This is a genomic window from Roseburia sp. AM51-8 (genome assembly GCF_003478275.1).
Classification (GTDB): Bacteria; Bacillota; Clostridia; order Lachnospirales; family Lachnospiraceae; genus Pararoseburia; species Pararoseburia lenta.
In genome coordinates this window covers 273,877-282,114 of the sequence record NZ_QUEY01000004.1, presented here as the reverse complement: position 1 = coordinate 282,114, position 8,238 = coordinate 273,877, and the positions used below count along the sequence as shown (strand labels likewise).

The following is an 8,238-nucleotide window of genomic DNA, read 5'->3' as shown; positions in this document are numbered from 1 at the left end:
TTGGACGCTCATTTGAATTTTCCCTGCCGAAAGAATGGAGCAGACAGGAACAGATTGATTATACAACCGAATATATTCAAAAAACTTTCGTGGACAAGGGAATGTGTGCCGATTGGAGCATACACGATAAGAACGATGGGAACCCACATGTGCATTTACTTGTAACCATGCGACCATTCAATCCAGATCACTCATGGGGCAACAAAGAAGTCAAGGACTGGGATTTTGTCAGAGATACTGACGGAAATATCGTGGTTGATGAATCCCACCCGGACTGGTGGCAGGATAAGAAAAATCCTGACCGGCATGGAATCCGCATTCCGGTACTTGATGAAAACGGAGTACAGAAAGTCGGGGCAAGAAACAGAAAACAATGGAAACGGGTTCTGACTGACGCTACCGGATGGAACAATCCAAAGAATTGTGAGTTATGGCGAAGCGAATGGGCTGGGATGTGTAACCGGCATTTATCCATAGACAATCAGATTGACCACCGCTCTTATGAAAGACAGGGCAAATTAAAAGTCCCTATGATTCATGAGGGTGCGGATGCAAGAAAGATTGACGAAAAATATCTCACCGGACAGATAAGGAAAGGTTCATGGAAGGTTGAGGAAAACCGGATGATTAAAAAACAAAATGCACTGTTACAAAAGGTAATTGCAACCTTTGGTAAGGTATCCGGTGCATTGTCAATGTGGAGGGAGTGTTTGAATGACATTAGAAGAAAGCAAAGAAGTAATTCCCATGATGGAAGCAATGATTACACAGATAGAGGGACAACAGAATATCATGGCAGAGATGCTTCAGGAGATACAGGAAAAGGACGAGAAGCTGATGTGCTTTCAGGAGCAGGAAGAACGATTGCAGCAATTAGAGAAAGAATTATCAGAGCTGCTTCAAATCTTGCCGGATACAGAAGAACTGCTGATGCTTCTGGAAGAAAAGGCAGACCAGATACAGCGACTTACAGACGAGAATCAGCAATGGCAGGAATTAGCACAGAAATTAAACAGCGAGAACCGATTATTACAGAAACAGAACAGCGAATTACTGACATTGAACAGCAGATAGAGAAAGCGAGGGATATAGATGACAGAATACGAAAACTCAAAGAGCGACGATCAACTGGAAGAACTGCTAATGCTGACAGAGCAGATGCAGGAAGAACTCGACCAGAAAGACCGGACTATCGAGAAATTGAAAATGCAGATCGACGAATCGCTGACCTTGAACGAGAAGTTAAACAGCGAGAACAAAGCAGGGAACATTCAAGCCTTAAAGAACGACTTGAGGAAAACAAAAGAATTATTGCAGAGCGAGAAAGAGAAAACGCACGCTGCCGAAATCATGACAGAGGAATGTCAAGATAAGCTAAGGCAGGCAGAACAGGAACGGGATTATGCACTCTCCCATCAGAAAAAAGTAGAGATACCGGTTGAAAAGCCGGTATTCTATCAAAAGTGCTGGAATTGTAACCAGACAGCTTATCTGAAAGCGAAGGAAAGGTATGATACACAGAGAGAAAAACTGGCAGGCAGATATAAAGCAAAAACAGTCATGTATGAAGCATTGATATTTCTGTTGATATGGTATTCCATATCAACTACTCTTTTTCAGATGATACGGTCAAAAATATTTATTTCTGATTGCGTGGTATTCTTTGATACAATCGCAACTTTCACACAGACCATTGCTGGCTGGGTTGTACTGACAGGAAAGACCGTGGCACAGATTAGTAATGGAATATCCAATCCTGTCGTTGCTGGAATTATATACTGGCTGATAAAAATACTGGTTTATAGTGGATGTCTGGTGGGTGCGGGAATACTTGTAGTGTTTATAGGGATGAAGATTGCAGGGTTATATAAGAAATACTGTTGGGATATGATTACTGTAATGGTGATACTTATAAGCATGGCAATAACAATCTACTTTGGAGATTCGATAAAGACAGTATTGCCGATCAATCTGCTATTTCTCTTATTATTTGTGCAACTGGTATATGTTGGAATCAGGTGGTATGTAAAAGGATGGCGGGAAAACAGAGGTTATGTTTAGTGATGGAAAACTTGTCTGAGACGCAGCGAAGTAAATAAAATGAGTAGTATAGGAAGTCAGTAGTGTGTGAATAAACTGCTGGCTTCTTTTTTGATAGATACAGTCACGCCAAGAGGCGTGTCGGATAGTAAAGTAATAATATCAATAGAACAATATAGAAAATGCGGGGAAGCATGGTATTTCAATGAGTTTGAGATACAGTGTTTTTGCGTATTAACAGGAATCAAATAACGCGTTATATGTGATATTCTATTTCACAACAAAAAAAGGTCGGTTCACAACATGGTGGCTAGCTATTAAAAGAACTTTTCCGATATAATAAATATAATTGTATGTAAGCAAGGAAGTGACAAGATGCAAATTGCAATCTGTGATGATGATAAGTCTATAGGATTGATATTAGAAGAAAAAATAAAGAAATTATTACCGGATGCAGTAATAGAAAAATATTTATCTGGTGATGAATTGATTGCAAGTGGTTGTGAGCCGGATATTCTATTTTTGGATATTCAGATGCCAGGAATGGATGGAATGGAAACGGCAAGGATTCTGCGTCAGAAAAATGAAAGAATGGTATTGATATTTGTAACTGCTGTGGAGGAGTATGTTTTTCAGGCATTTGATGTTGCAGCATTTCATTATCTGGTGAAACCGTTTTCAGATGAAAAATTTGAGGAAGTTGTGAAACGTGCAGTCAGAAGCATTGAAAAATATTCTGAAAATCAATCGGATGAAAAATACATGATGGTGCAGTCCGGAGGAAGCCATATGAAAGTGTTTTTGAAGGATATTGTGTATGCCGAGGTATATAATCGAAAAGTCATTATCCATACACGGGATACGAATATTGAATATTATGGAAAATTGCAGGAACTGAGTGAAATTGCGGGAGCAGATTTTTTTCGTACACACAGAGCCTACCTCGTACATTTCAAATATGTTCAGAAATATGATGCAAATTGTGTGACGATGGAAAATGGAACTGCATTGATTGCAAAACAGAATTATTCTGAGTTTGTAAAACAATATTTGAAATATAATCAGAGGAAAGGAAAAGAAATCGGATGAGTTTGGTAGAAAAATGCTGGATGGTTACATCGAAAATTTCTGTTATTGCACTCCTTATGATTACAGGAATCTATTTTGGAAAATTTGTTTGTCCCTATATAAAAAAGAAAAAAGGGGCTGTGGCAGTCAGTATTGTTTATATTACGATTATGCTTGTTTTATATATGATTCCGCCACAGATTGATAATTTTTCCGCATATCTGATTGGAGTTATAGCAGCGTTTCTTGCAATGTATATAGAGGACAGAAGAAATATATATCAGAAAATATTTCTTGCAATTACGTTCTTTTCGATCCGATGGTTAACGGTTGCAATGGCAGCCAGACTTGATGATCTTGTTACAAAAGCACTTGTATTTCGGAATATGAGTGCAGAAAAAGTGTGGTTGCAGTACGGACTATATGTTGGAACCAGAGTTTTGGATATTGTACTTTGTATTGCTTTTATTGCGGTTGCAATAGGACTGATCAATAAAGCGTATATATACAAAAAAGATGAAATGAGCGTCAAAGAGATGGTAATGCTTATTATACCTTCACTTGTAGGCGTCACTGGGTATGGCATTTTACAATATTATCTCATGATATACGAAAGAGATACTGGAAAGAACTTGATTGATACATATGGATTTTATGGAGCTTTAAGCTTTTTACACTATCTGATTTCCATAGTTGCTATTCTTGTTGTGATTGTAATGTTTCAAAACTGGAAAGAGATGCAGGAAGAACAGCGGGGACAAGAGCTGGTATTAAATCAGATCAGTGACATGAAAAAGCATATCGGGGAAGTCGAAAAGTTGTATCGGGATATCCGCTCCATGCGCCATGATATGGGAAATCATATACAGACACTGGAACATCTGGTGGCACATAATAATATGGATGATGCTGCAGAATACTTGGAACATCTGAAAAATGAATGGGACGAGGTATCTCTGGAAATAAAGACAGGAAGTCCGGTAATTGATGTCATTTTGATGGAAAAGCTGAGAGAAGCAAAAGAAAGGCAGATTCGGTTTCTGTCGGATTTTCATTATCCGCAGAATACGAAGTTAAATGCATTTGATCTGAGTGTGATCATGAATAATGCCTTGAATAACTGCATGGAAAATGTAAGTGGAGATGATCCGTATATCAGCATTTCTTCTTTTCGGAAAAACAGTATCTTTATGATAACCATAAAAAACAGTTTTGGGGGTCAGCTTAATTTTGGTGATAGCGATTTGCCAGAAACAACCAAATCTGGGAGGGAACATGGAATGGGTCTGAATAACATTCGCCGGGTTGCCAGAATGTATATGGGAGATATATCTTTGGAGCAGGGAAATGAGGAAGTAATCCTTAGCATTATGATGCAGGTAGAATAAAGAAATAAATTGGCACTATGTATTTTGTAAATTACAGAAATATGTAGTGCTTTTTTTGCGCAGGTAGCGATGAAAATATGTTGCTTGCAACAATATTTGAGGAGCACTGCGACAGTCTGAAAAGCATTTTCAGACTGCTTCACAACAAAAAAAGGGCGGTTCACAACATCACAGTTTATTGTGAAGAAAGATATGCCGAAAGAAAAAATAAAGAGAAATCATGTTATACAGATTTTCAGGAAACGGATTTCAGAGTATTAGCTCAAGGAGGACAACGAAATGATGAAAATTAATGGATTTAACGGAACGAATACGCAGACAGGAGCAATGGGAATGGCACAGGCGAATGATTCTGTGAGTAAAAATATTCAGAATCAGATTGCAAATGCACAGCAGAAATTGCAGGACTTATCATCAAATGAAGAACTGTCATTAGAGGATAAGATGAAGAAACGTCAGGAGATACAACAGGAAATTACAAATCTCAATCAACAGTTAAGACAGCACCAGATTGAACAGAGAAAGGAACAGCAGAGTAAAAAATCATCTATGGATGATATGGTGGCTGGTACAAAAAATACATCTGCAAAGAAAGGAACAGGCTTGTCACAGGCAGGTATGCGGGCAATGATTTCCGCAGATTCATCTATGAAGCAAGCAAAAGTGCAGGGTAGTATGGCAACACAGATGGAAGGAAGAGCCGGTGTGCTTGAGTCTGAAATCAAGCAGGATGCTGGAAAAGGCAATACCGAAAAGAAAGAAGAAGAACTGGCAGATTTGCAGGCAAAAGCGCAGTCTGCAACAGCATCACAGATGTCTTCACTTTCAGATGCAAATAAATCTATGGAAGAAGCAGCAAAGGCAGACAACCGTACAGATGCAGCAGAAACAAAGAAGGATCAAACGCAGAAAGCAGAGAATACACAGGAAAATGCAGATACGGCAACAGATGCATCAGAGAATGCAGATGTTAAAACAGAAACAGCAGAAACAATAAAAAATCCAGCATCAGAAAGTGGACAGTCGGTAGTATATACACCGATCGATATACGTTTATAGTTCGGAAAGGAGGCTGGTGTTATGTCAGAAATCAAAAGTTTTAGTGATTATACAAGTAAATATAACAGCAATGTAGATTTTTCAGCGTTGTTTAGTGGAACGTCAGATAGTTCATCAGTAGGCAATACAAATATGCTTTCTGATTATGCTGCAATCAAAAATGGAAGCTATGGAAAACTTATGAAAGCATATTATGCAAAACAGGATGCTGAAAAATTATCGGGAAAAGGTGATACTTCACAAAAACTTACCTTGATGAAAACAAGTGCAGATTCTCTGAAAAAATCAGCAGATGCTTTGAATGACTCTTCTCTTTGGGAAAAAAAGAAAATAAAAAAGAAAGATGAAAAAACGGGGGAAGAGATTGAGGTAGAGGATTATGACTGGGATAAAATCACCAAGGCAGTAAAATCTTTTGTTGAAGATTATAATGATGTAGTTAAGGAAGCCGGAGAATCTAATACAAAGGATGTATTGCGAAATGCTTCATGGATGACTGGAATGACAGACAAAAACAGTAATATGCTTGCCAAAATAGGTATTACCATAGGAAAAGGAAACAAGTTGGAATTAGATGAGGATGCTTTAAAGCAGGCAGATATCAGTTCGCTGAAAACGGTCTTTACAGGATATAATTCTTTTGTAAGCAAAATATCGCAGAAAGCAACTGGTATATCGAATGCTGCAAACTGGGCGAGTGCAACCTATACAAATAATGGTACGTACTCTAAGACGGATTCTTCTTTGACATCGAGCAAGATAGATAAAGAAGTATAGAAAGTGTGGACTAACTTAAGGAGGTTGCTATGAAAGTTCAAGGAAATAGGTATATTAATAATCCAGAGATGATAAAAAATAAGGTTGAGAAGAAAACAACTGTTCCTCAGAATATTATTTCGGAGGATGATGTGAAAATCAGTGATTCAGCAAGAAAGTTAGTTGAGACTGCTCGTAATAAGGTATCGGATTTTCATACAATGCATTTTTCATCTATTATGGGAGAGATAAGAGAGATACCAGCAGAATATAAATGTGAAAATTTATTCAAATTAGATTTGAAAGCAGCTTCCATTTCTGGAGAACAAAGTGCGTTTGAAGGCTGTTCGGAAAATCAGTCAGAGGTTTTTGAAAAATGGCTGGACGAAAATGCTTCTGAATATTTGACAGAAGATGAAATGAAAGATTTAAAAGAGAAGATTAATGCAATGACAGCAGATGTAGATTCTTTGAATGCTCAGGAGGGATATAGAGGAACTTCTTATGAATCTGTATTTTTGTTAAGTGCAAGTGAAGTGGGGCTAAGGAAAGTAAATGAAATGTATGTTCCAGAGCAATTTCAAGCTGGTTTTTCAGACATGATTGACGAATATGTTCATTTTAATGATTCAGCACGTAATTCCATCATGGAGAGAATGACACCAGATTACATGGTTGTTGGAATTGGAAGCAAAACAGAATCTTATAAGTACAAGTCAGAAATAATCTCAGATGAGACAGCTTTTTATACAAATGAGAAGAAAGAGATAAGTGGTATCTGCAATCAGTTTTTAAATGGTAAAACAGATCAAAAATTATTTTGTAATGAGATGAAAGACCGTTTAAATGATTACTATGGAAGCAGGTATGAATTAAGGAATCAGCCAGAAGCTGTTGAAGGCAGAGTAAATAATATGCTGGACAAATTGCAGCATATGTTTGGCGTTTAATGTTGAAAAAGGGTTTGGAGAATAATTATGAAGACAGTAACAGATGTAAACACAGTAAACCAGCTGTTGACATATTCAAAGCAGGCAGAGGCAGGAATACACCAAAAAGCAATACAGATGTTGCTTGGAGCAGGAAATAATAAAAAACAGGACAGTTTAAGTATTTCTGATGCTGCACGAGGCTTTTCAAAGCAATCCATAGCTGCACTGATAGATAAAAATGCGAATATTTCTAACAGTGAATTAGCTTATTATTTTGCAAACTATAATAATTCAAGTGCTATTTTGGATGCAATCAATTTTGGGGAGAATGTTTCCTGTGGATATAATTCTGATTTTAAGGAGTACGGGGTTATTTCCTTTGACCTTAATGGGAGCAGACAGGTAGTACCTAATTATGCAGTACCGAAAATGAATACAAGCACCATGTCAGGCATTTGTGCTGCGAATAATTCTCTGGTACTAAGTAATAAAAGTTATTATGCATGGACAACATCAAGTGGCGGTAAATATACATGGACGGTCAATAATGGAAGAATAGGCTGGGCAGCCTCGGAATCGTTGCTTGCAGAGAATACAAATCAAAAAGGAACAAATTATAAGTGGGAAATGTGTAAGGCAGGCAATATCCTGTCTGATCTGGCACAGGGAAAGAGTGTGTGTGGGTATCTCTACAGCAATGAGGAGGTATTGTCCGTCTGTGAGAAAGTCGGGATTTCTCCGGGATTCTTTTCTATAGATGCGGGAGCAGGAAAACACACTTATTTATTGCAGGAATCAGGAAAGACCATAAATGTTGACGCAAAGATAAAACAGTTAAATGATATAAACTGGATAGAAATCGGATATAAAGAAGGAGATACGTTTTCCGTTTATGGTAAAGAGTATGCTATTGACAGCAGTGGGCATATCAATGTTTCGGCGGAAGATGAATTTACATCAACGGAAATTAAATATCCAAGTCGTTCAATATAATA

8 protein-coding genes are annotated in these 8,238 nt (G+C 37.7%); all 8 read left to right on the top strand.

Translation table 11 applies throughout. The features are described from left to right. On the top strand, positions 1-1,373 hold a 1,373-nt coding region (locus tag DW996_RS10570; RefSeq protein ID WP_118535706.1), incomplete at its 5' end, for a MobA/MobL family protein. Further along, positions 1,351-2,061: a DUF6040 family protein gene (locus DW996_RS10565; RefSeq protein ID WP_015520980.1), complete on the top strand. Its 711-nt coding sequence runs from the start codon at positions 1,351-1,353 to the stop codon at positions 2,059-2,061. The genes DW996_RS10570 and DW996_RS10565, both read left to right, overlap by 23 nt. Positions 2,062-2,415: 354 nt before the next feature. Then, positions 2,416-3,129: a LytR/AlgR family response regulator transcription factor gene (locus DW996_RS10560; RefSeq protein WP_118142328.1), complete on the top strand. Its 714-nt coding sequence runs from the start codon at positions 2,416-2,418 to the stop codon at positions 3,127-3,129. A 314-nt stretch (positions 3,130-3,443) separates the two neighbouring features. Then, on the top strand, positions 3,444-4,496 hold the full coding sequence (locus tag DW996_RS10555) for a sensor histidine kinase (RefSeq protein WP_243098754.1): 1,053 nt from the start codon (positions 3,444-3,446) through the stop codon (positions 4,494-4,496). 282 nt (positions 4,497-4,778) lie between these two features. Next, entirely contained in the window at positions 4,779-5,555 is a 777-nt protein-coding gene (locus DW996_RS10550) for a FlxA-like family protein (RefSeq protein WP_173021993.1), read from the top strand. Between the two features lie 21 nt (positions 5,556-5,576). Continuing rightward, positions 5,577-6,332 carry a flagellar filament capping protein FliD gene (fliD, locus tag DW996_RS13450; protein WP_243035980.1) on the top strand — a complete coding sequence of 252 codons (756 nt, stop codon included), beginning with the start codon at positions 5,577-5,579 and terminating at the stop codon, positions 6,330-6,332. A gap of 29 nt (positions 6,333-6,361) precedes the next feature. Then, positions 6,362-7,261: a hypothetical protein gene (locus DW996_RS10540; protein WP_021739841.1), complete on the top strand. Its 900-nt coding sequence runs from the start codon at positions 6,362-6,364 to the stop codon at positions 7,259-7,261. A 27-nt stretch (positions 7,262-7,288) separates the two neighbouring features. Beyond that, the gene (locus DW996_RS10535; protein WP_118535704.1) at positions 7,289-8,236 is read left to right on the top strand and encodes a hypothetical protein; all 948 of its coding nucleotides are present in this window, start codon (positions 7,289-7,291) and stop codon (positions 8,234-8,236) included. The last annotated feature ends 2 nt before the right edge of the window (positions 8,237-8,238 follow it).

What these genes read in the sequence shown, in the direction of transcription:
- DW996_RS10565 (WP_015520980.1), top strand. Translation starts at nt 1,351, where the DNA reads ATGACAGAGGAATGTCAAGATAAGCTAAGGCAGGCAGAACAGGAACGG.
- DW996_RS10560 (WP_118142328.1), top strand. Translation starts at nt 2,416, where the DNA reads ATGCAAATTGCAATCTGTGATGATGATAAGTCTATAGGATTGATATTA.
- DW996_RS10555 (WP_243098754.1), top strand. Translation starts at nt 3,444, where the DNA reads ATGGCAGCCAGACTTGATGATCTTGTTACAAAAGCACTTGTATTTCGG.
- DW996_RS10550 (WP_173021993.1), top strand. Translation starts at nt 4,779, where the DNA reads ATGAAAATTAATGGATTTAACGGAACGAATACGCAGACAGGAGCAATG.
- fliD (WP_243035980.1), top strand. Translation starts at nt 5,577, where the DNA reads ATGTCAGAAATCAAAAGTTTTAGTGATTATACAAGTAAATATAACAGC.
- DW996_RS10540 (WP_021739841.1), top strand. Translation starts at nt 6,362, where the DNA reads ATGAAAGTTCAAGGAAATAGGTATATTAATAATCCAGAGATGATAAAA.
- DW996_RS10535 (WP_118535704.1), top strand. Translation starts at nt 7,289, where the DNA reads ATGAAGACAGTAACAGATGTAAACACAGTAAACCAGCTGTTGACATAT.